The organism is Roseococcus sp. GW821-FHT12F05, assembly GCF_058806835.1.
Window position 1 is genome coordinate 652,881 of record NZ_JBXAQB010000001.1, and the last position, 22,955, is coordinate 675,835.

Sequence of the window (22,955 nt, forward strand, 5' to 3'; positions counted from 1 at the left end):
TCCCGCGCTACTCGGCGGCTTCGGCCTTCGCCGCGCGGGCGGCAAGGTGCTGGTTGACGGGACGGGACAGGCCGAGGTGCTCGCGCAGCGTCGGGCCGGAATAATCCTCGCGGAACATCCCGCGGCGCTGCAGCTCGGGCACGACCTTGTCCACGAAGTCCTGCAGGCAGGTCGGCATGACGGGGAAGGTCACCATGAAGCCGTCGCAGGCGCCGGCCTCGACCCATTCCTGCATCACATCCGCCACCTGCGCCGGCGAGCCGCAGAAGGTCGCCTTGCTGCGGTTGTAGCGCATGGCCACCTGCCGCAGCGTCAGCCCCTCGCGGATCAGGCCCACGATCTCGGCGAAATAGGCTTGGTGGTGGTTGCTGGTGGCGGGGATGCGGTGCTCCGGCACCGGCTCGTCCAGCGGCAGGTCGGAAAGGTCCGTCTCCAGGTCCTGGCCGACGCGCATCACGCCGACGGCGGGGTGCAGCAGCTCCTGGTACTGGAGGTTGCGGGCCTCCGCCTCCTCCTGCGTGTCGCCGACGATGACGGTGATGCCGCCCAGGATCTTCAGCTCGTCCGGATGGCGGCCGAACTTCGCCATCCGGCCCTTGAGGTCCTTGTAGAACTCCACCGCGCCCTTGATGGTCGCCGAGGTGCCGAAGACCACCTCCGCCGTCTCCGCCGCGAGCTCGCGCCCGGTGTCCGAGGCGCCGGCCTGGATGATCACCGGATGGCCCTGCGGCGCGGGCGCGATGTTGAGGCCGCCCTCGACGCGAAAGTGCTTCCCCTCATGCGCGACGAGGTGGAATTTCTTCGGGTCGAAGGTGAGCTTCTGCTCGCGGTCGTAGATGAAGGCGTCCGGCTCCCAGCAGTCCCAGAGCTTCTTCACGACCTCGACGAACTCGTGCGCGCGCTCGTAGCGCTGCGCATGCGGCGCCAGCTTCGCATGGCCGTAGTTCTTCGCCGCGTAGTCGTTGGCCGAGGTCACGACGTTCCAGGCCGCACGCCCATGCGAGATGTGGTCGAGGGACGAAAAATACCGCGCGATGTTGTAGGGCTCGTTGAAGCTGGTCGAGGCCGTGGCGCCCAACCCGATCCGGCTCGTCGCGCCTGCAATGGCGGACAGCATGGTCAGCGGCTCGAGCTGGTTCATGAAGGTGGGCGCGTGGCTCCAGATGTTCATGTTGTCGGTGCGGACGGTCGGCGTGTCCGCGATGAAGAAGAGGTCGAATTTCCCGGCCTCGGCGATCTGCGCCATGCGCTGCCACCAGGCGATGTCGGTGCCGGCATCCGGCTGCGCCTCGGGTGCGAGCCAGGCGGCGAGGTGGTTGCCATTGGGCTGGACCAGGGTGGCGAGGGCGATCTTCTTCGGCATGACGCGGATTCCTGCGTGTTTTCAGTGGGCGGACAACCGCCGGACGGACCGGAATCAGGATGCGCGAGACCCGCCCTGACCGCGGATTGGGCAGAGCGCAGCATGAAGCCTCGGCAATGTCACGTCCGCCGGACAAATGGCCGGCGGAAGCATCCTACGGCGCCCGAGCCGGCCGCCCCATCTCGCGCCAGCGCGCCACGTTGCGGTTGTGCTCCTCCAGCGTGCGCGCGAAGGCGTGGCCGCCCGAGCCGTCCGCCACGAAATACAGGTCCTCCGTCGCCTCCGGCCGCGTCGCCGCGCGCAGCGCCTCCCGGCCCGGCGAGGTGATCGGCCCCGGCGGCAGGCCGCGAATGCGGTAGGTGTTGTAGGGATGCGCCGAGTCGAGGTCGGCCCGGGTCAGCGCGCGGTCCAGCGGCGCGCCCTGCGCCACGCCATAAGCCACCGTGGGGTCGGACTGCAGCATCATCCCGCGCTTCAGCCGGTTCACGAAGACGCCGGCCACCTTGGCCCGCTCGGCGGCCACACCCGTCTCCTCCTCCACGATGGAGGCCAGCACCAGCGCCTCGCGCGGGCTGGCCAGCGGCAGATCCGGCGCGCGGGCCGCCCAGGCCTCGGCCAGCGCCTGGTCCATCGCGGCCGTCGCGCGACGCACGACCGAGCCGCGCGTCTCCCCGCGGGTGTAGGTGTAGGTCTCGGGCAGCAATGTGCCCTCCTGCAGCGGCGGCACCTCGCCGGTCAGCGCCTCCGCGCGCTCCAGCAGGACCGTAATCTGCCGGGCCGTCAGCCCCTCGGGGATGGTGAGGCGGTGCTGCACCATCCGGCCCTCGCGCAGGATGACCAGCACGTCGCGCATCGGCATGCGGGGCTCGAAGGCGAACTCGCCGGCGCGCAGCGGGCCCTCGTCGCGCGTGAGCCAAGCGGCGGCGGCGAAGACGCGGGGATCGGCGATGACCCCCTTCTCCCGCAGCGTGGCGGCGATCACCTCGGTTCCGCCACGCGGGATCACCACCTGGACGGTCGAAGCGAGCGGACCCGGCCGCGAATAGGCGCCCCATCCCCAGACGCCGGCGCCAGCCGCCAGCAACAGGAAAAGGGCGCCGAGGACACCCAGCACACGCAGCATGTCAGGTTAAAGCCGCGCCGGCCCGGAGAGTTGCGGAGGGGACCGGCGCGATCATCGGAGGCGCTACGGCGCGCCCCGGAACACCACGGAAGCATTGGTGCCGCCGAAGCCGAAGCTGTTGGACAGCGCCACGTCGATCTTCCGCTCCTGCGCCACCTTGGCCACCCGGTCGATCGGGCTCGCGCGCGAGGGCTCTTCCAGGTTCAGCGTGGGCGGGGCCACGTCGTCGCGGATGGCGAGGATGGAGAAGATCGCCTCCACCGCGCCCGCCGCGCCGAGCAGGTGCCCGATCGCCGACTTGGTGGAGGACATGGCCACGCCCTTGGCCGCGTCGCCGAACATGCGCTCCACGGCGGCGAGCTCGACATCGTCCGCGAAGGTCGAGGTGCCGTGGGCGTTCACGTACTGGATCTCGGCCGGCGTCACGCCGGCGTCGCGCAGGGCGGCCTTCATGGCGCGGAAGGCGCCGTCGCCGTCCTCGGGCGGGGCGGTGATGTGATAGGCGTCGCCGGACATGCCGTAGCCGATCACCTCGCCGTAGATCTTGGCGCCGCGGGCCCTGGCGTGCTCCAGCTCCTCGAGGACCAGGACGCCCGCGCCCTCGCCCATCACGAAGCCGTCGCGGTCCTTGCTCCAGGGGCGCGAGGCCTCGGCCGGCGTGTCGTTGAAGGCGGTGGAGAGCGCGCGGGAGGCGCAGAAGCCGCCGATGCCCAGCTCGCAGACCGCCGCCTCGGCGCCGCCGGCCACCATCACGTCGGCGTCGCCGAGCGCGATGAGCCGCGACGCGTCGCCGATGGCGTGCACGCCGGTCGCGCAGGCGGTCACGGCCGAGTGGTTCGGGCCCTTGAAGCCGTAGCGGATCGAGACGTGGCCCGAGGCCAGGTTGATCAGCGAGGCGGGGATGAAGAAGGGCGAGATGCGCCGCGTCCGGTTCTGGACGACGAGGACCGAGGTCTCCTGGATGGTCTGGAGCCCGCCGATGCCCGAGCCGATCATCACGCCGGTCGCACAGCGGTCTTCCTCGCCCTCCGGCATCCAGCCGGAATCCTCGACCGCCTCGACGGCCGCCACCAGCGCGAGCTGGATGAAGCGGTCCATCTTCTTCTGGTCCTTGACGGGGATCCACTCGGCCAGGTCGAGCTTGCCGTCGGCCTTCACGCCGGCGGGCACCTGGCCGGCTATGCGCGCCGGAAGATCCTTGGTGTCGAAGGACTGGATGGAGGTGATGCCGCTTTCGCCATTCGTCAGCCGGTTCCAGACATTCTCGATCCCGAGCCCGAGCGGGCTCGCGATCCCCATGCCGGTGACCACGACTCGGCGCGGCGCGAAGCCCTGCGCGAACACGTGACGTTCCCTATCCCAGGCGAAGGCTCAGGCCGCGGCCTGCTGCTTCTCGATGAACTCGATGGCGTCCTTCACGGTCTGGATCTTCTCCGCCGCGTCATCGGGAATCTCGACGCCGAAGGCCTCCTCGAAGGCCATGACCAGCTCGACCGTGTCGAGGCTGTCCGCGCCGAGGTCGTCGATGAACGAGGCCTCGGGCGTCACCTTGGACTCTTCGACGCCCAGATGCTCCACGACGATCTTCTTCACCTTGTCGGCGGTCTCGCTCATTACCTGTCTCCTGCTGCCGGCGGGCCGGCTCGGTGCCCCGGCGCCGGCCGGAGCGGATTAGCATGTGTCGTCCGGGCGCACCTAGGCCGGCGCGCGGCGTGTGGCAAGCCCGGAGCGGCGGATTCTCTGACGCGACTCGGCGCATGGCACCGTTCACATCACGCTTCCGCAGATTACGGGCTCCCGGGGTTTCAAGGCCAGGGGTTTCAAGGCCGAGGTTTCAAGGCGGGGGTTCGGGCGGCCAGCTTTCAGCCGGCGAGCCGGGCGAAGGGCGGCCAGGCCTCCGAGATCTGCGCATGGTAGATCGCGAGGCCCAGCACGAAGGCGATCACCAGGGCGATGCTGACGGCCCAGGCCGCGGAGAGCGCCCGGCGCGACGGGTTCCGGCGGCGGCTTCCCTCCGGCAGCCGGCGCCGCGCGAGGTTGGGCGGGCCCGCCCGGGTGGGCGTCAGGGTGACGGTCGTCTCCGATAGCGTCGGCGGGGCCGGCGGCGGCTCGGCGGCGGGCGGCACGGGGTCGGGCGGCGCCGGGAGAGGAAGTGGCGGCGGCGGTGGTGGGGGAGGCGGCTCCGGGACAGGCGGCGGGGCCTCGGCCTCGGCCGGCACCTGGGCCGGGCCGGGCGGATCCGGCACCCAGGTATGCCCGCAGGCCACGCAGCGCACCGCGTTCACGCCGTCGATCAGCGCGTCCGGCACCCGATACGTCGCGGCGCAGTTGGGGCAGGCTATGTCCATTCCGGCTTCGCATGTGCCAAGGCGGCGCACATCCTGCAACCACCTGTTTGCTTTATGATGAACGCCGCGGCGAAACTTCTTCCATGGTGCGTTTTTCCCGAGTCGGGCTGCGTTATCCGGAGGGTCGCGGCGCCTGGGCGCTCAGCGGACTCGACTTCATGCTGGAGCCTGGAAGCTTCACCTGGCTGCTCGGCCCCTCGGGCGCCGGCAAGTCCAGCCTGCTGCGCCTGATGCATCTCTCTCTGCGCGCCACCGAAGGCGATGTCGAGGTGCTCGGCGCCGACATCGCGCGCCTGCCGCGTCGGGCCTTCCCGGCGCTGCGCCGGCGAATCGGCGTCGTCTTCCAGGACTACCGCCTGCTGCCGCACCTCTCCGCCTTCGAGAACGCCGCGCTGCCGCTGCGCATCCAGGGCGTCGCGGAGGCGCGCCTCACGGCCGACGTCCGCGAGATCCTGCGCTGGGTCGGCCTGCTCGACCGCGCGGACGCCGCGCCCGCCGCGCTCTCGGGCGGCGAGCAGCAGCGCCTCGCCCTGGCCCGGGCGGTGGTGTCGCGCCCGGCTTTGCTGGTGGCCGACGAGCCCACCGGCAATCTCGACGAGGCCCAGGCGCGGCGCGTCATCACCCTGCTGCGCGAGATGCACCGGCTCGGCACCACGGTGATCGTCGCCACCCACAGCGAGGTCCTGCCAGTGGAGTACCCCGCCCCCGCGCTGCAGCTGGAGGCCGGACGGCTGGTGGGCCATGGCTGAGGTCTCGTCCGGTATCTCGCGGGTCGGTCCCGGCGGCCTTTTCCGCACCGGGGCGCGCCGGGCATGGAAGGTCCCGGCCGGGACCTCGGCCGCGGGACGCCCCGGATGAGCCCCGAGATCCCGCGCCTGCGCCATCTCAAGGGCCGCGACCCGCTCGGCCTGCGCCGGGCCCTCGCCGACCGCCTGCTGCCCGCGCTGGTCGGCGCCATGGCGCTGCTCGCCGCGCTCGGCCTGGCAGGCGCGCAGGGCGCTGGCCGCCTCGCCGAGCGCTGGCACGCCGGCGCGGCCGGCCAGCTCCTGCTGCAGCTCCCGGCCGACGCCGAGGCCGGGACGATCGTCGAGCGGCTGTCCGCCCTGCCCGGCACCGCCGAGGCCGCCCTGGTGCCCGAGGAGCGGCTGCGCCAGCTCATGGCGCCCTGGCTCGGCGAGGTGCCCGGCCTGCCGCTGCCGCGGATGATCGCGATCACGCTGCGACCCGATGCCGACCAGACGCCCTTCGTGGAAGCCGTGGAGGCCATCCCCGGCGCGCAGCTCGAGACCCAGGGCGCCGCCGTGCGGCAGGCGCTGCGCCTGGCCGAGGGGCTGCGGGCCCTCTCGGTGGCGATGCTGGCGGTGATCGGCCTCGTCGGCGCCGCGCTGGTGGCGGTGGCGACGCGCGCGGGCATCGCGGCGCGGCGCGAGACCATCCTCATCCTGCACGAGCTCGGCGCGCGGGACGGCGACATCGCCGGCCGCTTCGCGCGGCGACTGGCCCGGCTCTGCGCGCTGGGCGCGGCCGGCGGCGCGGTGCTGGCGGTGCCGGCGCTCTGGGCGCTGGCGGATCAGGCCATCCCGGTGGTGCTGGCGCGCGAGGCGACGGCGGCCGACCTCCCCTGGGCCGCGCTGGCGGCGCTGCCCGTCGTGGCGGCCGCGATCGGCTGGATCACGGCCTGGACCACGCTCCGCGCCTGGCTGAGGAGATTGTAGTTTTTGCACACTCAAGCGGCGGGCGGCGGCGGCCGTGTGGCCGGATGCCCGTCGGGCTTACCTCCTCGCCGAAGGCTCCGTTGCCGGCTGCCCTTGCCCGGACTCCGCGTTCGGTGCGAAGCGGGAAGGATGCGCCTGCTTGTCCTCGATGCCGCCCTGTCCCGCTGCCTGGCCGCCCTGGTGGAGGATGACGCGCTCCGCGCCGAACAGATCGCCGAGGGCGCGCATGGCCAGGCGGCCGCCCTGCCGCCGCTGGCCGAGGCCGTGCTGGCCGGCTTCGCGGAGGCAGGTCCTCTGGACGCCGTCGCCGTGGGCGTGGGGCCCGGCAGCTTCACCGGCCTGCGCAGCGCCATCGCCCTGGCTCAGGGCATCGCCGCGGCACGCGGCATCCCCCTCGTCGCGGTGACGACGGGCGAGGCCCTGGCCGCCACCGCCGAGCCTAGGACGCCCGTCTGGGCCACGACGGAGAACCGCCGCGGCCAGCTCTTCCTGGAGCGCTTCGGCGCCGACGGCGCGGCGCTGGGCGCGCCCGAGGTCCTGGCGGAAGCGGCGCTGCCCCGGCCCGATGCCCTCACCCGCATCGTCGGCGACGGCGCGCCCCGCGCGGCGGCGCGCATGGCCGCGCGCGGCTGGCCCGTGGCGTTGGGCGACATCAGGCATATCGGGCCGCTCGCCCTCGCCGCGGTCGCGCGGCGCCGGCTCTCCGGCGAGCTGGCCCCGCTTCCGGTCGAGCCCGTCTATATCGAGCCGCCCGCAACGACATGAAGCTGGTCGCCGCCGGGCCCGAGGATGCCGCGGTCCTGGCGGCGATCCATGCCACCGCCTTCCCGGCCGGCGCGGCCTGGGATGCCGACACCCTCGCGACGCTGCTGGGCCTCGACGGCACCTTCGCGCTGCGCGCCGGCGAGGAGGGCTTCATCCTCGCGCGCCAGACGCTCGACGAGGCGGAGATCCTGACGCTCGCGGTGCGTCCCGCGGCGCGGCGGGCCGGCATCGGCGCGGCGCTGGTAAAGACCGCGCTCGCCGCCGTGGGCGCCGCCGGCGCGAAGGCGATGTTCCTCGAAGTCGCGGAGGCGAACGAGGCGGCCATTCGTCTGTATGCCACGGCAGGTTTTACGAAGATCGGATTGCGCCGCGACTATTATGCGCCCGGTTCACATGCACTTGCGATGCGTCGCTCGCTCATGGCTTGAGTAAATAGAAACGAATCGAAACGAGCTGTTTTGGAATAAATTTTCAGCCGGCCTTCTTGACCAGCAGCCTGCCGTTCCCATCCTCCTGAAATTCCATGAGCAGGATTGAATGTCCCTGCTCGGCCAGGCTCCGATGCAGGTTCTGACGAGGCTCGTCGCCCCTGAAACGGATCTCCAGGATCTCGCCCGCAAGCATGCGGTCGAGCCGGAGTCGCGCGCGCACGAAGGTCATCGGGCAAGTGTCAGCAGAGACATCCACCAGTTGCATTGCCGTCATCATTCTCGCTTTCGCTCTCGTAATGGTTTGTTACCGGGGCATACATGTCGATCTGTCTTGCGGAATCGTCGCGGAACCCTGTAGACCTTCCCGATCTTCTAGTGGACAGGAACAAACGCTATGTCAGAATCTTCTTCCGTCGGCGATCTGTTGGGGCTGACCGCGGAAATCGTCTCGGCTCATGTGTCGAACAACCCGGTTTCCGTGAACGACCTTTCGGGCCTGATCGTCGAGGTCCATCGCACCCTTTCGTCGCTCGGCTCGGTGCCGGCCCGCATCGAGATCGAGAAGAAGGCCCCTGCCGTTCCGGTCAAGAAGTCGGTCACGCCGGACTACCTGATCTGTCTCGAGGACGGCAAGAAGCTGAAGATGCTCAAGCGTCACTTGCAGACCTCCTACGGCATGACGCCCGACCAGTACCGCGACAAGTGGGCCCTGCCGCCCGACTACCCGATGGTGGCGCCGAACTACGCGAAGCACCGCTCCTCGCTCGCGAAGCAGATCGGCCTCGGTACCCAGTCGCGCAAGAGCGATCAGCCTGCTAAGAGCTAACTCCGTCACGGCAATGTGACGGAAGCGGTAGGCAGAGGGAGCCGGACCATTCTCGAAGCGGCGTCCCGCATCGAGCGCATGTGCATCGAGCGCGGCCTGAAGATGACAGGCCAGCGGCGGCTCATCGCGCGCGTCCTGTCAGAGAGCGAGGACCACCCCGACGTGGAGGAGCTCTACCGTCGGGCCGTGGCCCTCGACAGCCGGGTCTCGGTGGCGACGGTGTACCGCACCGTCCGCCTCCTGGAGGAGAAGGGCATCCTGGAGCGCCGCGACTTCGGCGGCGGCCGCGCCCGTTTCGACCCTGCCGACCGCGGGATCCATCACCATCTGATCGATGTGGACACCGGCAGCGTGATCGAATTCCAGGATGCGGAGCACGATGCGCTCGCGCAGAAGATCGCGGCGCGCCTGGGCTTCGACCTGGTGCAGCTGCGCCTCGAGATCTTCGGGCGCAAGGCCGCGCCTCCACCGGCGGAGCCGGCCAGCGCCCGGGCCGCCCGGCGCAAATGACGGGGCTACGATGATCGGGCCGCAGCCCTTCGCGGAGCTTCGCTCCGGCAATCTCGGCGTCCGCGTGGCGGACCAGGACTGGGAGGTCACCGCCGCCCAGGCTCTCCGCTACCGGGTCTTCTACGAGGAGATGGGCGCCCATCCCGACGCCGAGACGCTGGCCAGCCGCCTCGACGCCGACGCCTACGACGCGGTCGCGGACCACCTCCTCGTCGTCGACCACGACCGCGGCGAGGGGCCGGAGAGCGTGGTCGGCACCTACCGGCTCATCCGCCGGCCGGCCGCCGAGCGCATTGGCCATTTCTACTCGGCCGACGAGTACGACATCACCAACATCCTCAACTATCCCGGCGGCATCCTGGAGCTCGGCCGCTCCTGCACCGACGTCGCCTACCGCACGCGCGGCACGCTGCAGCTGCTGTGGCAGGGCATCGCGGCCTATGTGTTCAACCACAAGATCGCGCTGATGTTCGGCTGCGCCAGCCTGCAGGGTCTCGATCTCGACGCCAATGCCGAGCAGCTCTCCTACCTCGCGCACCACCACCAGGCGCCGCCGCACCTCTGCCCGCGCGCGCTGGAATCCCGCTACATCGCAATGGACCGGCTGCCGCGCGGCAGCTACGACGCCAAGGCGGCGCTGCTGGCGCTGCCCCCGCTCATCAAGGGCTACCTGCGCCTCGGCGGCTTCGTCGGCGACGGCGCGGTGCTCGACCCGCAGTTCAACACCATCGACGTCGCCATCGTGGTGATGACCGACCAGGTCACCGACAAGTACTACAAGCACTACGAGCGCAAGGCGGGCTGGGAAGCGGCCGGCGCCCACGCATAATCCTTTGCTCTCGGACGCCGGGCGGCCGGAGTGTCCGTTTTCCGCAGGAATTCCTGGACCTTAAGCGTGATGACCGAAGGTGCGAAGGCACCGGAGGATCTGAATCACGCGTCAAAACAAAAAGCTGAACCATTATGCCTGAGCGAATGCGAATGCATCATGGTTTAGCCGGCAGAGTTCCGCCCCAGCTTGAGTTGCTCCGTCTCGATCACCTGCTCCAGCCGTTCCAACAGCTCCTCCCGCGGCAGCAGGAGCGGCGGCAGCACGCGCACCTCCAGCACGCCGGGGCGCTTGAGGAAGTTCCGGCGTCCCCAGAACTCCCCCGAATTGGTGGCCACCGGGATCACCGGGAGCTTCAGCGTCGAGGCCAGCGCCACGATGCCGGGCTGGTAGGGCACGCGCTGCCCGGGCGAGGTCCGCGTGCCTTCCGGGAAGATCACGATCTGCCGGCCCTGACGGGCCACCTCCTGCGCTTCGCGCATCATCTGCCGCATGGCCTTGCCGCCACCGGCGCGGTCCACGCCGATCATCGGCGCCCGGCGCGCGAACCAGCCGTAGAAGGGGATGGAGAAGAGCTCCTTCTTCATCACATAGGCGACGTCCGGCACGAGGGTGAACCAGATCACCGTGTCGAAGGCGGACTGGTGCTTGGCGGCGATCAGCGCCGCCCCCTCGACCGGCAGGTGCTCGCGCCCGGTGACGCGGACGGAGACGCCGACCGTCTTGCCCATGAGCCAGACCAGGCCCTGGGCCATCCACCGCATCGCCCGGCGCTGAAACCGCCGCGGCCCGAGCAGCAGCGGCACGCCCAGGATCAGATAGCCTGCTCCGAAGCCGAAGAAGATCAGGTTGAACAACAGGGATCGCAGGACAAGCATCGGATCAGATCGCGACGCGGACGCCCAGCTCGACCACGCGATCGGAGGGGATCTTGAAGAACTCCGTGGCCGGCACGGAATTGCGGCTCAGCAGCGTGAAGAGCCATTGCTGCCAGCGCGCCATCTTCGGCACGGTCGCCGACACGATGGTCTCGCGTCCCAGGAAGTAGCTGGCCTGCATCGTCTCGAAGGTGATGAGGCCCTCGCCCGCCAGCCGCTCCAGCTCGCGCGGGATATTGGGGCTCTCCTGGAAGCCGTAGCAGAGGATGACGCGGTGGATGTCGCCGCCGAGATCCGTCACCTCGGCCCGGCGGTCGGGACCGACCATCGGGATGTCCTCGTTGCGCACGGTCACGAAGAGCACGCGCTCATGCAGCACCTTGTTGTGCTTGAGGTTGTGCAGCAGGGCGCCGGGCAGGTAGTCGGCCTGGCCGGTCATGAAGACGGCGATGCCCGGGACGCGCGTGGTGCGCGACTGCGGCAGGCGGGCCAGGAAAGACTTCAGCGGCAGGCTGTCCTGCCGGAAGCGGGCGAAGAGCAGCTGCCGGCCGCGGTACCAGGTCAGCATCATGGTGAAGGTCACGATGCCGATGATGACGGGCACGTAGCCGCCCTCGGGGATCTTCAGCGCGGTCGCGATGAAATAGGAGACGTCGAGCAGCAGCAGCGGCACGAAGACGACCAGCACCAGCAGCAGGTTCCAGCCGAACTGCCGCCGGAAGACCAGCAGGGCGAGAATGGTCGTGCACAGGAAGGTGCCGGTGACCGCGAGGCCGTAGGCGGCCGCCAGGCTGTCGCTGCTCTTGAACTCCAGCACCAGGACCATCACGCCCACGAGCAGCGCGAAGTTCACCTGGGGCATGTAGATCTGCCCCTCTTCGGTCGCACTGGTGTGGATCACCTCGAGGCGCGGCGCGAAGCCGAGCTGCACGCATTGCCGCGCGATGGAGTAGGCACCCGAGATCATGGCCTGGCTGGCGATGATGGTCGCCGCCGTGGCCAGCACGACCAGGAAGGGGCGGAACCAGTCGGGCGCGAGCAGGTAGAAGGGGTTGGAGATCGCCTCGGGCTGCTGCAGCAGCAGCGCGCCCTGGCCGAAGTAGTTCAGCACCAGCGCCGGCAGCACGAAGAAGAGCCACGCGACCTGGATCGGCTTGCGGCCGAAATGCCCCATGTCGGCGTAGAGCGCCTCGGCGCCGGTCACGGCCAGCACGACGGCACCCATCGCGATGAAGGCGGCCGTATGGTAGTGGATGCAGAACTCGATGGCCGGCCAAGGCGAGAGCGCCGCGAAGACCGACGGGTTCTGGATGCTCTCGATCAGGCCGAGCAGCCCGATCGTGCCGAACCACAGGGCGCAGACCGGCCCGAAGACCTTCCCCATGCTGCCCGTGCCCCGGTACTGGACCAGGAAGAGGGCCAGCAGCACGCCCAGCGTCAGCGGGATCACGAGATCCTCGAAGACCGGCTCGATGACCTTGAGGCCCTCGACCGCCGAGAGCACCGAGATCGCCGGGGTGATCATCCCGTCGCCGAGGAAGAGGGCGGCGCCGCTGATGCCGATCAGGGAGATGATGAACTTTCCGCGGTCGGTGGTGGCGGAGCGCTGGGCCAGGGCCATCAGGGCCATGATGCCGCCCTCGCCCTTGTTGTCGGCCCGCATGATGAAGGTCACGTATTTCAGCGTGACCGTCAGCATCAGCGACCAGAAGATCAGGGACAGGATGCCCAGGATCTCCCAGGGCTCGACGCCGCCATCGTCGAAATGCAGCAGCGCGGCCTTGAGCGCATAGAGGGGCGAGGTGCCGATATCGCCGTAGACGACGCCCAGGACGCCGAGCAGCGAGGCGGCCGTGAGCTTGTCGGAGGTCTGCGAAGGGGAGGTCAATGACGGGCCTTGGGAGGAAGGGGCGCGGTGTCTGTCCACGCCCTCCTTACCAGACTTGGCGCCGGCATGGCAGCCGGCCCCCCTTTGCCGGGCTCAATGCCCCCGGAGGATCTGGCTGAGGAACATTTTCAGCCGGTCCGTCTTGGGATTGGCGAAGAGCTCCTCCGGCACGCCCTGCTCGACGATCTCGCCGCGGTCCATGAAGACCACCCGGTCGGCCACGGTGCGGGCGAAGCCCATCTCGTGGGTCACGCAGATCATGGTCATGCCGGTCTCGGCGAGCATGACCATGGTGTCCAGCACCTCCTTGATCATCTCGGGGTCGAGCGCCGAGGTCGGCTCGTCGAAGAGCATGATCTTGGGCTTCATGCAGAGCGCCCGGGCAATGGCCACGCGCTGCTGCTGCCCGCCAGAGAGCTGGCCCGGATACTTGCTCGCCTGCTCCGGGATGCGCACCCGGGTCAGGTAGTCCATCGCCAGCTCCTCGGCCTCCTTCTTGGGCATCTTGCGGACCCAGATGGGGGCGAGGGTGCAGTTCTCGAGGATGGTGAGGTGCGGGAAGAGGTTGAAGCTCTGGAACACCATGCCGACTTCGCGGCGGATGGCGTCCAGGCTGCGCAGGTCGTTCGACAGCTCGATGCCGTCCACGATGATCTGGCCTTCCTGGTGCTCCTCCAACCGGTTGATGCAGCGGATCAGCGTGGACTTGCCGGAGCCCGAGGGGCCGCAGACCACCACACGCTCGCCCATGGCGACGTTCAGGTTCACGTCGCGCAACACATGGAGCGCGCCATACCATTTGTTCACGCCGTTCAGCTCGATGGCGGGCACGCCCTTGCGGACGGAGGAGGCGAGGGTTTCAGCAGCCGACATGGATGGCGGGTCTCCGAAGAAGCGGCGAGGCAGGCATTCCGGCCTTCCGGCCCATACGTTGAAAAAACACGATCATCGGCGGCGGTGGCGGTTGAACTCCGCCTCCAGCCCTGCGCTGTACTTCGACATCGCAAAGCAGAAACAGAAGTAGATGAGGCCGAGGGTGATGTAGACCTCGACGCCGAAGCCCTGCCAGGCGGGCTCGATGATCGCCGTCTTGCCCGCGGTCAGCAGGTCGAAGATGCCGATGATCAGCACCAGCGAGGTGTCCTTGAAGAAGCCGATGAAGGTGTTCACCAGCGGCGGGATCACGAGGCGCAGCGCCTGCGGCAGGATGATGAAGCCCGTCTTCTGCCAGTAGCTGAGGCCGAGCGCCTCGGCCGCCTCGTACTGGCCGCGCGGCAGCGTCTGCAGGCCGGCGCGCACCACCTCGGCCAAGTAGGCGCCGGCGAAGAGGATGATCGCCACCTGGGCGCGCAGCAGCTTGTCGATGTTCAGCCCCTCGGGGAGGAAGAGCGGGAACATCACGCTCGCCATGAAGAGCAGCGAGATCAGCGGCACGCCGCGGATCAGCTCGACATAGAGGACGCAGAGCGCCTTGATCGCCGGCAGGCTCGACCGCCGGCCCAGCGCCACCAGGATGGCCAGCGGGAAGGCGAAGGCGAGGCCGAAGGTGGCCAGGATCAGGGTGATCGGCAGGCCGCCCCACCGCTCCTGCGGGACATAGGGCATGCCGAGGATGCCGCCCCACATCAGGATGCCGATCAGCGTCAGCACGCCGATCCAGACCAGCGCCAGCTCCCAGCGCCAGAAGCGCCGCATGGCGGAGACCACGTAGAGGCCAATGAAGAGCAGGCAGACGATCGCCGGCCGCCAGTGCTCGTCATAGGGATAGGTGCCGAAGAGGATGAATCGGTGCTTCTCGGTGATCACCGCCCAGCAGGCGCCGATGCCCTTCACGGCGCGGCAGGCCTCGGTGTTGGCGATGCCCGCCGGGCTCACCGGCACCACCCAGACGGCGTTGAGGAAGGCCCAGCTCACGAAGCTGATGGCGAATTTCGCGATCAGGTAGATCATCGCCAGGGTGATCGCGGTGGACCACCAGTTGGCGAAGAGGTTCTCCTTCGCCCAGGCCACAGGGCCGATCAGGGTGATCGGCGCGCGGCGGGGCTCGGGCGGGGCGGCAATGGGCGTGCCGTCAGCGGCGATGTCGCTCATGGATGCCTCCTCACCACTCTACCAACGCAACACGCTTCGCGCGATAGCCGGCTCTCGAGCCGGCGAAGCCAGCATGTGACAACAAGCGCATGGTGCGGCCTCCCCTCATCGCTCTACCAGCGCAATGCGCTTGTTGTACCAGTTCATGAAGAGGCTGATGGACAGGCTGATCGTCAAGTAGACCAGCATGATGATGGCGATGCCCTCGATCGCCTGTCCCGTCTGGTTCAGCGTCGTGTTCGCGATCGACACGATGTCCTGGTAGCCGATGGCCACCGCGAGCGACGAGTTCTTGGTGATGTTGAGGAACTGGCTGGTCATCGGCGGGATGATCACGCGCATGGCCTGGGGCAGCACGATGAGGTTCATCACCCGGCCGCGCGGCAGGCCCAGCGCCTGCGCGGCCTCCCACTGGCCCTGGCTCACCGCCAGGATGCCGGCGCGCACGATCTCGGCGATGAAGCCTGCCGTGTAGAGGGTGAGGCCGAGCAGCAGGGCGAAGAATTCGGGGCTGACGTCGAGGCCGCCGCGGAAGTTGAAGCCGCGCAGCTCCGGCACGTCCGGCTGGAAGGGCGCGCCCAGCACGGCCCAGACCAGGATCGGAAGCCCGATGATCGCCGCGAGCGCGACGGGCCACAGGGGCCGGATCTGGCCGTCCTGCATCTGCTTCGCGCGAATGGCCTTGCGATAGAAATAGGTGAAGACCAAGCCGGCGACGAAGGCCAGCAGCGCCCAGCTATGGGCGGCTTCCCAATGGAAATACGGAATCTTCAGGCCCCGGTTCGAGAGGAAGACGCCCGTCACGGGGTTGAAGGCCTGCCGCGGTCCGGGCAGGCCCTGGAGCAGCGAGTACCAGAAGAGCAGCTGCAGCAGCAGCGGCAGGTCGCGCACGATCTCCACATAGGCGCCGGCGAACTTCGCCAGCATCCAGTTCTTGGAAAGCCGCGCCACGCCGAGCAGGGTGCCCAGGATGGTCGCCAGCACGATGCCGCTGATCGCCACCTTCAGCGTGTTCAGCACGCCGACCAGCAGCGCCCGGAAATAGGTGTTGGAGGGGTCGTAGTCGATCAGGTGCTCGCCGATCGGCAGGCCGGCCTCGCGCGAGAGGAAGCCCCAGCCCGTGGCGATGCGCCGGACCTCGAGGTTGTAGCGCGTGTTCGACCAGAGCCAGCCGAACAGCGTCACCACGGCGGCGACCACCAGGATCTGGTAGACGATGTTGCGGAACCGCTCGTCCGACCAGGAGAAGCGGAGTGGTCGCGGCGGCGCCTTGCGCAGCAGGCGCGGGTCGGTGGAGGCCCCTGACATGAATGTGTCCCTGTCTCAGTTGCGCCCAGGGCGGTGTTCCGCCTTCTGGGGGAGGGACCGGCGCGGCTGGCGCCCCGGTCCCGAAGTCACTTAACAGCCCTGGGCTGAGCGTCTCACCGGAAGGGCGGAGCGTATTGCAGACCGCCGGGCGACGTCCACAAACCATTTCGGCCCCGTTGCAGGCCGATCGGCGTCAGGTTCCGCTCGAAGACCTCGCCGTAATTGCCGACGGTGCGGATGACGTTGACCATCCACGCATTGTCCAGCCCGAGCATCCGGCCGAGATCGCCCGTCTTGCCCAGCAGGCGCTGCGCCTCGGGGCGGGTCTCGGTGCCGACGGCCGCCTGGACGTTGCCCGAGTTCAGGCCGAGCTCCTCGGCGACGAGCATGCCGTAATGCGTCCAGCGGACGATATCGGCGAAGCGCTGATCGCCGTGGCGCACCGCCGGGCCGAGCGGCTCCTTGCTGATCACGTCGGGCAGGATGACGTGGTCGTTCGGGACCTGCTGCGCCGAGCGCGTGGCGGCCAGGCCGGAAACGTCGGTGGTGTAGGCGTCGCAGCGGCCGGCGATATAGGCGGAGACGTTGTCCTCGACGCGCTCGATCACCACGGGGCGGATCGACACGCGGGCGGCGCGGGCCCAATCGGAGAGGTTCTGCTCCGTGGTGGTGCCGGGCTGCACGCAGACTGTCGCGCCGTCGAGCTGGGCGGCACTCGTCACGTTCAGGCTGCGCTTCACCATGAAGCCCTGGCCGTCATAGAAGTTGACCGCCGGGAAATCGAGGCCGAGCGAGGTGTCGCGCGAGAGCGTCCAGGTCGTGTTGCGGCTCAGGATGTCGACCTCGCCGGACTGCAGCGCCGTGAAGCGGACCTGCGCCGTGGTGGGCACGAAGCGGACCTTGCTCGGGTCGCCGAAGATGGCGGCGGCCACGGCGCGGCAGAAGTCGACGTCGAAGCCGCGCCAGGCGCCCTGGCTGTCCGGCTGGGAGAAGCCGGCGAGGCCGGTGCTGACGCCGCAGAGCAGGCTGCCGCGGGCGCGGATGGCGTCGAGGGTGCTTCCGGTCACGGCCGGCGCGGGTGCGGCGGGCGCCTGGGCCAGGGCAGGCAGGGCCGCCGCGGTCAGGAAAGCCGTGAGGGCCCCCAGAAGGGTTTTTTTCATGGATTTCATGTCTTTGAAGTCTCCCGAAGTCTCATCAGGCCTGAAGGTGGCCCATGTCGCCGATCTGCCGATGCTGCGCTAGGAAGCGCCGCCGATCAATCGCACAATGATCCGTCGACTCACGCCCGGAATCCCATGCTGCAACTCGATAAGGCAGAAATCGCGGCCCGCCTGCCCTGGCCCGCCCTCGTCGAGGCATTGCGGGCCATGTTCGTGGCGGGGTGCCATGCGCCGCTCCGCCACCGCCATCCGCTCCCGGCCGACGGCACCCTGCTGCTGATGCCGGCGGTCAGCGCGACCCATTCGGGGGTGAAGATCGTCCATGTGGCGCCAGGCAACACGGCGCGGGGGCAGGCCTCGGTGAACGCGGTCTACCTGCTCTCGGACGCGGCGACGGGGGTGCTGATCGCGCTGCTGGACGGCGGCGAGCTCACCGACCGGCGGACGGCGGCGGCCTCGATCCTGGCGGCGCGCTACCTGGCGCGGCCGGAGGCGAGGCGCCTGCTGGTGCTCGGCTCGGGCAAGGTCGCGGCGGCGCTGGCGGAGGCCTATGCCGCCAGCTTCCCGCTGGAGGAGGTCGCCATCTGGTCGCGCCGGATGGAGAAGGCCGAGGCGCTGGCGGCGCGGCTCGCGGCCCATGGCGTGCCGGCGCGGGCCACGGCCGATCCGGATCCGACCGGCTTCGACATCGTGAGCGTGGCGACCCTCTCGCGCGAGCCGCTGATCCATGGTGCCGCGCTCTCGCCCGGGACGCATGTGGACCTGGTGGGCGCCTTCCGGGCCGACATGCGCGAGACGGACGGGGCGGCGCTGGCGCGGGCATTGGTCGTGGTGGATACGCGGGCAGGCGGGCTCGCGGAGGCGGGCGACGTGGTGCAGGCCATCGCGGAGGGACACATCACCGAGGCGGACATCGCGGCGGAGCTGTCCGAGCTGTGCAAGGGGCGGCATCCCGGACGGACCAGCGCGGAGCAGATCACGCTGTTCAAGTCGGTGGGATGGGCCGGGGAGGACCTGGCGGCGGCGGTGCTGGCGACGCAGGTCTAGGCCTCCGCTCCCTCCGGATTCCCGGCCGCCGTTTCCCAACCGAGTCCGACCAGCGCGATCGACCGCCGGCCACCACGCTCGCTCCGCAGGACCACCGCTTTCCGCTCCTCCATCCACGCCAGCAGCCGGCGCGCCCGGCCCACCGAGCGGGTGCCGTAGGCGCGCGCGATGGTCGCGTCCGAAGGGCAGGGCAGCCCCTCCAGCGCCGCCCGCGCCAGCAGGAGATAGACCCCCTGCGCGTCCTCCGGCAGCGCCTCGGCCCGGGCCACGGCCGACTGCCAGTCCTCGCTCTCGGCCGCCTCGGGCGCGATCCCGGCCCGCGCCGTCGCCAGCATCCGGCGGAACGCCGCCAGGTCGGGCGGCCCGTCGATCTCCTGGATCCGCAGCCGGACCAGGAAATCCTGGTAGAGCACCCCGGCCGGGCGGAAGGAGGCCTCCTCGTCCGCCAGCACCTGCCGGAGAGTCGCCTCGATCCGCGCCTTCCGCAGCTCCACCTGCTCTGCGGTCAGCGGCTCGGGCGCCTCGGCCTGGTGCACTGGCGGCGGACGGAACTGGGCCAGCTGCATCAGGATGTCCGGTGCCGGCGGACGCGGGGCGCGGCGCGGCGCGGCGGGGCGGGCCTCGGGCTCCGGCCCTTCCAGGATCAGCTCCCGCGCCTCCTCGGCAGAGGATGGCGAGGGCGGCGCCATCAGCTTCGGCCCGGCGCTGCGCGATTCCGTCTCCACCTCGCCGACCTTGATCGCCACGGGCCGACGCGACAAGGCCGGGCCCAGCGCGACGAAGTGCCCGCGCTCCAGGTCGCGGAAGGATTCCGCCTGCCGCCGCTCCATGCCCAGCAGATCGGCCGCGCGGGCCATGTCGATGTCGAGGAAGGTGCGGCCCATCATGAAGTTGGAGGCCTCGGCGGCCACGTTCTTCGCCAGCTTGGCCAGCCGCTGGGTGGCGATCACCCCCGCCAGCCCGCGCTTGCGGCCGCGGCACATCAGGTTGGTCATGGCGGCGAGCGAGGCCCGCCGGGCCTCGTCCGAGGCCTCGCCAGCCATGGCGGGGGCGAAGAGCTGCGCCTCGTCCACCACCACCATGACAGGGCTCCAGGCGTCACGCTCGACGTCGAAGAGCCCGCCCAGGAAGGCGGCCGCGCAGCGCAGCTGCTGCTCCACCTCCACGCTGTCCAGGTTCAGCACCACCGAGACGCGGTGCCGCCGGGCCCGGTCGGCCGCGCGGACCAGGGTGGCCTCGGAATGGTCGGCGGCGTCGATGACCAGGTGGCCGAAGCGGTCGGCCAGGGTGACGAAGTCGCCCTCCGGGTCGATCACCACCTGCTGCACCCAGGGCGCGCTCTGCTCCAGCAGCCGGCGCAGCAGGTGCGACTTCCCGGAGCCGGAATTGCCCTGCACGAGCAACCGGGTGGAGATCAGCTCTTCCAGGTCGAGCGTCGCTGCCGCGCCCTGGCGCGTCTGGCCCATCTCGATCCCGATCGTCATGCGCCCTTCCCTACAACCTCACGGCAGGAAGGAGAACAGGACGGGCGGTGACCCATCGCCGATTCGCGGCCCGGCGCGACTCGGAGCCACGCACCTGCACGAAGCGGGAACGGCGTTGCGATGCAACAAGCCAATGACCACAAGGGGTTGTGTTAAAGTGGAATCTGAGGAGCGTCAGCGATTCGTTCGCGCGAATCGGATCATCATCTTGATTCGATAAGATTCCAGATCGCCGATTCTTGCGTCTGATTCACGAAGCGTTCTTCGCTCTTCCCATATACATTCCCAGGACTACAAGTCCTGCCGCATTGAGCAGAAGCGCTCCGGAAAAACCGAGCTGGCTGCGGGTCAATGCCAGCAGGACCGGGCCGATCGACTGGCCCAGAAAGAAGTGGAAGGCATGTAGCGAGACCGCCGAGGCACGGAACTGCGGCGCGATCTCGGTGACGCGGGTCTGCAGCGAGTTGTGCAGCATGAAGAAGCCCAGCCCCATGCAGCCGCCGGCGGCGATGAAGAGCCCCGCCCATGGCGCCAGCGCGATGGTCGAGAGGCCCAGCGCGGCCAGGCTCGCCCCCAGCCGCATCATCCGGCGCTGGCCGAGATGCTTCAGCAGGTAGGGCGCGAGCATGGCGTAGAGAAAGCCGCCGCCGCCGAAGGCGCCGACCGTCAGCCCTGCCTCGCGCGTGCCGCCCATCCCGTTGGCATGCAGGTAGGTCGCGAAATAGGGAAAGCCGGCGAAGAGCAGCACGCCCTCCGTCGCCACCGCCCAGAACAGCGTCAGCGCCGGCCGGTGCGTCAGCAGGAAGCGGTAGCGCGTGACCGCCTGGCCGAGGTCGAGCCGGTGCCAGGGCTCCGGCGTCCGGTCGCGCATCACGATCACGGCGCCGAGGCCGGAGAGCACGGCGCAGAGCGCCATCAGCCCGCGCCAACCGAGATAGGGCTCCAGCAGCCCGGCCGCCGTCCCGCCCATCATCTGCCCCGCGACTGCACAGACCAGGAAGCGGCTGATGGCGAGCTGCCGCTCGGCGATCGGCACGCGGTCGCCGAAGAGGGCCAGGGTGCTGGGGAACACACCGCCGCCCGCCGCGCCGGTCATGGCGCGGAGCACCAGCAGGATCAGCAGCGTCGGCGCGAAGGCCGAGCCCATCAGGCACAGCGCCTGGACCGCCAGCGCGCAGGCGATGACGCGTCGTTTGCCCACCGCGTCGGCGACCGGGCCGAGGATGGGCTGCACCAGGGCGAAGGGCAGGGCGAAGGCCGTGGCGAGCAACGCCACGCGCGACGGGTCCTCGCCGAAATGATCGGAGAGGACCTGCACCAGCGGGTCCGTGAGACGCATCGCGAAGGCCGAGGCGAAGCCGCCCAGCGCGAAGGTGAGGATCAGGGCGGCATGCGGCGAACGGGCCATTGGAGCCACTCTGCGGTTTGGTTGCTGCAGCGCAATATCGGGGATTGTTACGTTTGGTCCATCGGTCGCATTGCCCGCGCCCAGGCCCGCCGGTAGAGGATTCCTGCCAAGGCATAAGACCAGGAGCGCGATGTCCCGGACCGTGATCGTCTACTCCACGCCGACGAGCGCCACCGGCTCGTTGTTCCGCTGCGCGAGCGCCATCGCCGGCCGTCGCTACACGAGCCTGCAATGGGTGCCGCAGCTGTTCCGGGAAGGCCGCACTGCGGAGGTCCGGACGAGCTCGCCTCCGACGGAGGACCACATCGTCCTGCACAACTCTCCGCACATGTTCAATCCCGGGACGCAGCTCGGGGACTATCGCTTCATCCTGAACACGCGCGATCCGCGCGACCTCATCTGCAACCAGTACCACTGGCAGTTCGTGCATCCCGTGCACAGCGAATCCCCCGAGCAGACCGCGGCCCGCCGCGAGCGCGTGGCCGCTGCCGGGATCGACCATTTCGCGCTGCAGCAGGACAACGGCCCCTATCTCCGGGGCTTCCTGCAGGTGGCCCGGCGGATCGCCCCGCCGGACCGGATCTTCGTCGGCTATGCGATGTACTGCCTGCACTTCGACGAGATGGTCGACCGGATGGCCCGCTTCCTCGATGTCCGGATCGATGATCTGCCGGCCCATCTGCGCGCCAGGATCGAGCTGGAGCGCGTGGAGAACCTGGCGGACAACCAGTCCTGGACCGGGCAGGTCTGGCCGGGCGCCGACACCGCCCCCGGCCGCCACCGGCAGGAGCTCCAGCCGGAGACGATCCGGATCCTCACCGAGCGCTACGGGTGGTTCCTGGATTTCCTCCGCCGCATGGACGATCCGCGGATGGCCGCGATGTACGGCTAGCCTCCCACCTCCTCAGAAGTCGTAGAGCCGGGCCGGGTTCTCCACGAGGATGGCGTGGCGCGTGGCCTCGTCCGGCGCCCAGTCGCCGAGGAGGTCCAGCAGCGGCGCCTCGTCCGGCTTGTTCTCGAAGACGTTGGGGTGTGGCCAGTTGGAGCCCCAGACCACCCGCTCCGGCGCGGCCGCGATGAGCGCACGCGCGATGGCCGAGACATCCGCATAGCCCGGCGGGCCGGAGCGCGAGACGCCATAGGGCGAGGACGCCTTCATCCAGACATGCCCCGCTTCCAGCAGGCGCTTCAGCGCCCGGACCTGGGGCGCCTCGGGCGGCACGGGGTCGTGGAAGCGGCCGACATGGTCGATGACGACCGGGCAGGGCAGGTCGCGGATCAATGCCTCGCGCTCCGGCATCTCGCCGCCGTCGAACTGGAGCTGCAGGTGCCAGCCGAGCGGGCCGACCTTTCGGCCCATCTCGTGCAGCCTCTCCCAGGGGATAATGCCGCCCTTGAGCATGAAGCAGCGCGCGCCGCGGGCGCCGGCCGCGTGCAGCCGCGCGAGCTCGGCCTCCGGCGTGTCGAGCGTCACGACCACCACGGCGCGCGCGGCGTCGAGGCCGAGCCCGGCAACCGCATCCATCGTGCAGGCATTGTCGTCGCCATAGGCTGTCGGCTGCACGATCACGGTGCGCGAGAGGCCGAGCGCCGCCTTCACCTTCCGGTAAGCCTCCAGGTCGTATTGGAAGGGCACCGGCGAGGGGTTGCTGGGCGCGACGGGATAGCGCTCCGCGGGCCCGTAGATATGCATGTGGCAGTCCGTGGCACCGGCGGGCACGGGGAGGCGGGGCGTGGTCGGCATGGAATCTCCTCGGGCGCGGAGCGAAGCGCGGAGCAAA

At 69.7% G+C, this 22,955-nt stretch carries 24 protein-coding genes; 9 read left to right on the plus strand and 15 right to left on the minus strand.

The window, feature by feature from the left end:
* Positions 1-7: 7 nt before the first annotated feature.
* The 5 genes from AC1ROY_RS03290 to AC1ROY_RS03310 all read right to left on the minus strand — a co-directional run bounded on the left by AC1ROY_RS03290 (position 8) and on the right by AC1ROY_RS03310 (position 4,834).
* Complete coding sequence (locus AC1ROY_RS03290; RefSeq protein WP_493147073.1) at positions 8-1,363, minus strand: LLM class flavin-dependent oxidoreductase; 1,356 nt, start codon at positions 1,361-1,363, stop codon at positions 8-10.
* 154 nt (positions 1,364-1,517) lie between these two features.
* Entirely contained in the window at positions 1,518-2,486 is a 969-nt protein-coding gene (gene mltG, locus AC1ROY_RS03295; RefSeq protein ID WP_493147074.1) for an endolytic transglycosylase MltG, read from the minus strand.
* Positions 2,487-2,549: 63 nt separating this feature from the next.
* A complete protein-coding gene (gene fabF / locus AC1ROY_RS03300; RefSeq protein WP_493147076.1) occupies positions 2,550-3,830 on the minus strand; it encodes a beta-ketoacyl-ACP synthase II in 1,281 nt (426 codons plus the stop codon).
* Positions 3,831-3,857: 27 nt separating this feature from the next.
* A complete protein-coding gene (locus AC1ROY_RS03305) occupies positions 3,858-4,100 on the minus strand; it encodes an acyl carrier protein (RefSeq protein WP_131550772.1) in 243 nt (80 codons plus the stop codon).
* 248 nt (positions 4,101-4,348) lie between these two features.
* Entirely contained in the window at positions 4,349-4,834 is a 486-nt protein-coding gene (locus AC1ROY_RS03310; RefSeq protein WP_493147077.1) for a zinc-ribbon domain-containing protein, read from the minus strand.
* A gap of 83 nt (positions 4,835-4,917) precedes the next feature.
* On the opposite strand from AC1ROY_RS03310, the gene AC1ROY_RS03315 reads away from it, so the two are divergent.
* From AC1ROY_RS03315 to AC1ROY_RS03330, 4 genes are all read left to right on the plus strand, one after another.
* A complete protein-coding gene (locus AC1ROY_RS03315; RefSeq protein ID WP_493147079.1) occupies positions 4,918-5,583 on the plus strand; it encodes a cell division ATP-binding protein FtsE in 666 nt (221 codons plus the stop codon).
* 105 nt (positions 5,584-5,688) lie between these two features.
* Positions 5,689-6,549: a cell division protein FtsX gene (locus tag AC1ROY_RS03320; RefSeq protein WP_493147080.1), complete on the plus strand. Its 861-nt coding sequence runs from the start codon at positions 5,689-5,691 to the stop codon at positions 6,547-6,549.
* Between the two features lie 129 nt (positions 6,550-6,678).
* Positions 6,679-7,314: a tRNA (adenosine(37)-N6)-threonylcarbamoyltransferase complex dimerization subunit type 1 TsaB gene (tsaB, locus tag AC1ROY_RS03325; protein ID WP_493147081.1), complete on the plus strand. Its 636-nt coding sequence runs from the start codon at positions 6,679-6,681 to the stop codon at positions 7,312-7,314.
* Positions 7,311-7,742: a GNAT family N-acetyltransferase gene (locus AC1ROY_RS03330; RefSeq protein ID WP_493147083.1), complete on the plus strand. Its 432-nt coding sequence runs from the start codon at positions 7,311-7,313 to the stop codon at positions 7,740-7,742. Before tsaB ends, AC1ROY_RS03330 begins: the two co-directional genes overlap by 4 nt.
* Positions 7,743-7,785: 43 nt before the next feature.
* Here the strand turns inward: AC1ROY_RS03330 and AC1ROY_RS03335 are convergent, their stop codons facing one another.
* Positions 7,786-8,010, minus strand: a complete 225-nt coding sequence (locus AC1ROY_RS03335; RefSeq protein ID WP_493147085.1) for a sulfurtransferase TusA family protein — start codon at positions 8,008-8,010, stop codon at positions 7,786-7,788.
* A 129-nt stretch (positions 8,011-8,139) separates the two neighbouring features.
* On the opposite strand from AC1ROY_RS03335, the gene AC1ROY_RS03340 reads away from it, so the two are divergent.
* The 3 genes from AC1ROY_RS03340 (at position 8,140) to AC1ROY_RS03350 (ending at position 9,910) form a co-directional block, all read left to right on the plus strand.
* The gene (locus AC1ROY_RS03340) at positions 8,140-8,571 is read left to right on the plus strand and encodes a Ros/MucR family transcriptional regulator (protein WP_493147087.1); all 432 of its coding nucleotides are present in this window, start codon (positions 8,140-8,142) and stop codon (positions 8,569-8,571) included.
* A 78-nt stretch (positions 8,572-8,649) separates the two neighbouring features.
* Positions 8,650-9,081, plus strand: a complete 432-nt coding sequence (locus AC1ROY_RS03345; protein WP_493147089.1) for a Fur family transcriptional regulator — start codon at positions 8,650-8,652, stop codon at positions 9,079-9,081.
* Positions 9,082-9,091: 10 nt separating this feature from the next.
* Positions 9,092-9,910 (plus strand): GNAT family N-acetyltransferase, encoded by an 819-nt coding sequence (locus AC1ROY_RS03350; RefSeq protein WP_493147092.1) that lies wholly within the window; start codon positions 9,092-9,094, stop codon positions 9,908-9,910.
* A 164-nt stretch (positions 9,911-10,074) separates the two neighbouring features.
* Here the strand turns inward: AC1ROY_RS03350 and AC1ROY_RS03355 are convergent, their stop codons facing one another.
* From AC1ROY_RS03355 to AC1ROY_RS03380, 6 genes are all read right to left on the minus strand, one after another.
* Complete coding sequence (locus AC1ROY_RS03355) at positions 10,075-10,788, minus strand: lysophospholipid acyltransferase family protein (RefSeq protein ID WP_493147094.1); 714 nt, start codon at positions 10,786-10,788, stop codon at positions 10,075-10,077.
* Between the two features lie 4 nt (positions 10,789-10,792).
* Positions 10,793-12,676 carry a potassium transporter Kup gene (locus tag AC1ROY_RS03360; RefSeq protein ID WP_493147096.1) on the minus strand — a complete coding sequence of 628 codons (1,884 nt, stop codon included), beginning with the start codon at positions 12,674-12,676 and terminating at the stop codon, positions 10,793-10,795.
* A gap of 93 nt (positions 12,677-12,769) precedes the next feature.
* Entirely contained in the window at positions 12,770-13,549 is a 780-nt protein-coding gene (locus tag AC1ROY_RS03365) for an amino acid ABC transporter ATP-binding protein (RefSeq protein ID WP_493147097.1), read from the minus strand.
* A gap of 72 nt (positions 13,550-13,621) precedes the next feature.
* Positions 13,622-14,767, minus strand: a complete 1,146-nt coding sequence (locus AC1ROY_RS03370; protein ID WP_493147099.1) for an amino acid ABC transporter permease — start codon at positions 14,765-14,767, stop codon at positions 13,622-13,624.
* 105 nt (positions 14,768-14,872) lie between these two features.
* Positions 14,873-16,075 carry an amino acid ABC transporter permease gene (locus AC1ROY_RS03375; RefSeq protein WP_493147101.1) on the minus strand — a complete coding sequence of 401 codons (1,203 nt, stop codon included), beginning with the start codon at positions 16,073-16,075 and terminating at the stop codon, positions 14,873-14,875.
* 113 nt (positions 16,076-16,188) lie between these two features.
* Complete coding sequence (locus AC1ROY_RS03380) at positions 16,189-17,235, minus strand: amino acid ABC transporter substrate-binding protein (RefSeq protein WP_493147104.1); 1,047 nt, start codon at positions 17,233-17,235, stop codon at positions 16,189-16,191.
* Between the two features lie 135 nt (positions 17,236-17,370).
* Between AC1ROY_RS03380 and lhpI the strand changes: the two genes are divergently transcribed.
* Positions 17,371-18,282: a bifunctional Delta(1)-pyrroline-2-carboxylate/Delta(1)-piperideine-2-carboxylate reductase gene (gene lhpI, locus AC1ROY_RS03385; RefSeq protein WP_493147105.1), complete on the plus strand. Its 912-nt coding sequence runs from the start codon at positions 17,371-17,373 to the stop codon at positions 18,280-18,282.
* Here lhpI and AC1ROY_RS03390 read toward each other — a convergent pair.
* Together AC1ROY_RS03390 and AC1ROY_RS03395 are read right to left on the minus strand one after the other, a co-directional pair.
* A complete protein-coding gene (locus tag AC1ROY_RS03390; protein ID WP_493147107.1) occupies positions 18,279-19,766 on the minus strand; it encodes a helicase HerA domain-containing protein in 1,488 nt (495 codons plus the stop codon). The two genes, lhpI and AC1ROY_RS03390, sit on opposite strands and share 4 nt — an antisense overlap.
* Before the next feature lie 250 nt (positions 19,767-20,016).
* The gene (locus AC1ROY_RS03395; RefSeq protein WP_493147109.1) at positions 20,017-21,174 is read right to left on the minus strand and encodes an MFS transporter; all 1,158 of its coding nucleotides are present in this window, start codon (positions 21,172-21,174) and stop codon (positions 20,017-20,019) included.
* 130 nt (positions 21,175-21,304) lie between these two features.
* Between AC1ROY_RS03395 and AC1ROY_RS03400 the strand changes: the two genes are divergently transcribed.
* Positions 21,305-22,066, plus strand: coding sequence for a hypothetical protein (locus tag AC1ROY_RS03400; RefSeq protein WP_493147111.1), 762 nt, complete (start codon positions 21,305-21,307; stop codon positions 22,064-22,066).
* A gap of 12 nt (positions 22,067-22,078) precedes the next feature.
* Here the strand turns inward: AC1ROY_RS03400 and AC1ROY_RS03405 are convergent, their stop codons facing one another.
* Positions 22,079-22,918 carry an amidohydrolase family protein gene (locus AC1ROY_RS03405; RefSeq protein WP_493147113.1) on the minus strand — a complete coding sequence of 280 codons (840 nt, stop codon included), beginning with the start codon at positions 22,916-22,918 and terminating at the stop codon, positions 22,079-22,081.
* Positions 22,919-22,955 lie beyond the last annotated feature (37 nt).

Excerpts from the sequence above, each read along its gene's own strand:
- AC1ROY_RS03290 (WP_493147073.1), bottom strand. The coding sequence starts at position 1,363 with ATGCCGAAGAAGATCGCCCTCGCCACCCTGGTCCAGCCCAATGGCAAC.
- mltG (WP_493147074.1), bottom strand. The coding sequence starts at position 2,486 with ATGCTGCGTGTGCTGGGTGTCCTCGGCGCCCTTTTCCTGTTGCTGGCG.
- AC1ROY_RS03305 (WP_131550772.1), bottom strand. The coding sequence starts at position 4,100 with ATGAGCGAGACCGCCGACAAGGTGAAGAAGATCGTCGTGGAGCATCTG.
- AC1ROY_RS03310 (WP_493147077.1), bottom strand. The coding sequence starts at position 4,834 with ATGGACATAGCCTGCCCCAACTGCGCCGCGACGTATCGGGTGCCGGAC.
- AC1ROY_RS03315 (WP_493147079.1), top strand. The coding sequence starts at position 4,918 with ATGGTGCGTTTTTCCCGAGTCGGGCTGCGTTATCCGGAGGGTCGCGGC.
- AC1ROY_RS03320 (WP_493147080.1), top strand. The coding sequence starts at position 5,689 with ATGAGCCCCGAGATCCCGCGCCTGCGCCATCTCAAGGGCCGCGACCCG.
- tsaB (WP_493147081.1), top strand. The coding sequence starts at position 6,679 with ATGCGCCTGCTTGTCCTCGATGCCGCCCTGTCCCGCTGCCTGGCCGCC.
- AC1ROY_RS03330 (WP_493147083.1), top strand. The coding sequence starts at position 7,311 with ATGAAGCTGGTCGCCGCCGGGCCCGAGGATGCCGCGGTCCTGGCGGCG.
- AC1ROY_RS03335 (WP_493147085.1), bottom strand. The coding sequence starts at position 8,010 with ATGCAACTGGTGGATGTCTCTGCTGACACTTGCCCGATGACCTTCGTG.
- AC1ROY_RS03340 (WP_493147087.1), top strand. The coding sequence starts at position 8,140 with ATGTCAGAATCTTCTTCCGTCGGCGATCTGTTGGGGCTGACCGCGGAA.
- AC1ROY_RS03345 (WP_493147089.1), top strand. The coding sequence starts at position 8,650 with ATGTGCATCGAGCGCGGCCTGAAGATGACAGGCCAGCGGCGGCTCATC.
- AC1ROY_RS03350 (WP_493147092.1), top strand. The coding sequence starts at position 9,092 with ATGATCGGGCCGCAGCCCTTCGCGGAGCTTCGCTCCGGCAATCTCGGC.
- AC1ROY_RS03355 (WP_493147094.1), bottom strand. The coding sequence starts at position 10,788 with ATGCTTGTCCTGCGATCCCTGTTGTTCAACCTGATCTTCTTCGGCTTC.
- AC1ROY_RS03365 (WP_493147097.1), bottom strand. The coding sequence starts at position 13,549 with ATGTCGGCTGCTGAAACCCTCGCCTCCTCCGTCCGCAAGGGCGTGCCC.
- AC1ROY_RS03370 (WP_493147099.1), bottom strand. The coding sequence starts at position 14,767 with ATGAGCGACATCGCCGCTGACGGCACGCCCATTGCCGCCCCGCCCGAG.
- AC1ROY_RS03375 (WP_493147101.1), bottom strand. The coding sequence starts at position 16,075 with ATGTCAGGGGCCTCCACCGACCCGCGCCTGCTGCGCAAGGCGCCGCCG.
- AC1ROY_RS03380 (WP_493147104.1), bottom strand. The coding sequence starts at position 17,235 with ATGAAAAAAACCCTTCTGGGGGCCCTCACGGCTTTCCTGACCGCGGCG.
- lhpI (WP_493147105.1), top strand. The coding sequence starts at position 17,371 with ATGCTGCAACTCGATAAGGCAGAAATCGCGGCCCGCCTGCCCTGGCCC.
- AC1ROY_RS03390 (WP_493147107.1), bottom strand. The coding sequence starts at position 19,766 with ATGACGATCGGGATCGAGATGGGCCAGACGCGCCAGGGCGCGGCAGCG.
- AC1ROY_RS03395 (WP_493147109.1), bottom strand. The coding sequence starts at position 21,174 with ATGGCCCGTTCGCCGCATGCCGCCCTGATCCTCACCTTCGCGCTGGGC.
- AC1ROY_RS03400 (WP_493147111.1), top strand. The coding sequence starts at position 21,305 with ATGTCCCGGACCGTGATCGTCTACTCCACGCCGACGAGCGCCACCGGC.
- AC1ROY_RS03405 (WP_493147113.1), bottom strand. The coding sequence starts at position 22,918 with ATGCCGACCACGCCCCGCCTCCCCGTGCCCGCCGGTGCCACGGACTGC.